The organism is Methanoregula sp. (assembly GCF_002835825.1).
GTDB lineage: Archaea > Halobacteriota > Methanomicrobia > Methanomicrobiales > Methanospirillaceae > Methanoregula.
Genome location: NZ_PIZH01000641.1, coordinates 1 through 1186, shown reverse-complemented (window position 1 = coordinate 1186; position 1186 = coordinate 1). Strand labels below are relative to the sequence as shown.

The following is a 1186-nucleotide window of genomic DNA, read 5'->3' as shown; positions in this document are numbered from 1 at the left end:
ATGTCAAGACACCGGAAGATGTAAAGCATCCGCCGAAACGCGGAAAGAGCTTCCAGTAATTTACCTACCGGCATTTTTTCCTTTTGTACCGACGTGAGAACAGAGAGGCGCGGATCGGTGCACCGGAACCGGAATTCCCCGGCAGGTGCCCGTTGATCCAGAATGTGGCGGGTTCTATGGTGAATGTGTCAAAAGAGGGACAGGTGTTCCGCTGTGACATCTGCGGAAATGTCGTGGTTGTGAAAGAAGTCGGCGGCGGCGAGCTTGTCTGCTGCGGCGAACCGATGCAGCTCGAAAAGGAGTGAGAGGGTATGGCCAAAAAAACAGCAGCAAAGGAAAAAGACCTCAAAGATCTTGAGAAGAAGATCGGGAAGGTCCCCAAGTTCTTCCGGGAGCTGACAACGAAAGAACCGGAAATGTTCGATCTCGTGATGAGGTTCGAGCAGCACATCTGGGATGACGGGGCGCTCTCCAAGCAGACAAAGAAACTTATTGCGATCGCAATTGCGGCAGCCCTGCGTGACCAGCATGCCGTCCATGCCCAGCTGGCCGGTGCGGCAAACCTCGGTATTACAAAGGAAGAGGTTGAAGAGGCACTGCGGGTGACGTTCCTTCTCTCGGGAATGCCGGCATATGTCTATGGCAGGGCCCAGCTTGATGAAGTAATGAAAAAATAACCGGTTTTTTTATTCCGGAACTTAATTCCTTAACTTCCGGAAACCGAATGCCGCAATGGTAAAGCCTACTCCTGCACAGACGATAAACGCAGGCAGGGGAGTCTTTTTCACGAGGGTCGGATCCAGTTCCTTTGCTTTTGCGTATGCCTGCTGCGCTTCAGCGGTTTTTCCTGTGTTCTCCAGGATGGTTGCCTTGATGAGCCAGGCACTGGCATTCTCCGGACCAAGTTCCACTGCCTTGTCAGCAGCCAGAAGTGCATCACCATACTGCTTCAGGCCGTTTAAGGCGGTTGCCTTGTTCACCCACGCATCGGTGAAATCGTCGTGTTTTGCAATGGCAAGGTTCAGCGGTTCGAGCGCCTCGCCATACCTTCCCAGCCCGTTCAGCGCCCAGCCCCTGATATTGAGCGAGGTGGAATATCCGGGATCGAGTGCGATTGCCTTTTCACTTGCAACAAGAGCCCCCTGGTAATTGTTCAGGCCCCGGTACGCAACAGCCTGGTTGTTCC

Annotated in this window: 3 protein-coding genes; 2 read left to right on the top strand and 1 reads right to left on the bottom strand. The window is 53.5% G+C overall.

Annotation, left to right across the window (positions count from 1 at the left end; genetic code table 11):
• Window positions 1-176 precede the first annotated feature (176 nt).
• Together CW742_RS14055 and CW742_RS14050 are read left to right on the top strand one after the other, a co-directional pair.
• Window positions 177-305 carry a desulfoferrodoxin FeS4 iron-binding domain-containing protein gene (locus tag CW742_RS14055; RefSeq protein WP_292421452.1) on the top strand — a complete coding sequence of 43 codons (129 nt, stop codon included), beginning with the start codon at window positions 177-179 and terminating at the stop codon, window positions 303-305.
• 6 nt (window positions 306-311) lie between these two features.
• Window positions 312-677, top strand: coding sequence for a carboxymuconolactone decarboxylase family protein (locus CW742_RS14050; protein WP_292421449.1), 366 nt, complete (start codon window positions 312-314; stop codon window positions 675-677).
• Between the two features lie 21 nt (window positions 678-698).
• Here CW742_RS14050 and CW742_RS14045 read toward each other — a convergent pair.
• Window positions 699-1186 (bottom strand): tetratricopeptide repeat protein (locus CW742_RS14045; RefSeq protein WP_292421447.1); only part of this gene is annotated, 488 nt, incomplete at its 5' end.

What these genes read in the sequence shown, in the direction of transcription:
- CW742_RS14050 (WP_292421449.1), top strand. Translation starts at nt 312, where the DNA reads ATGGCCAAAAAAACAGCAGCAAAGGAAAAAGACCTCAAAGATCTTGAG.
- CW742_RS14055 (WP_292421452.1), top strand. Translation starts at nt 177, where the DNA reads ATGGTGAATGTGTCAAAAGAGGGACAGGTGTTCCGCTGTGACATCTGC.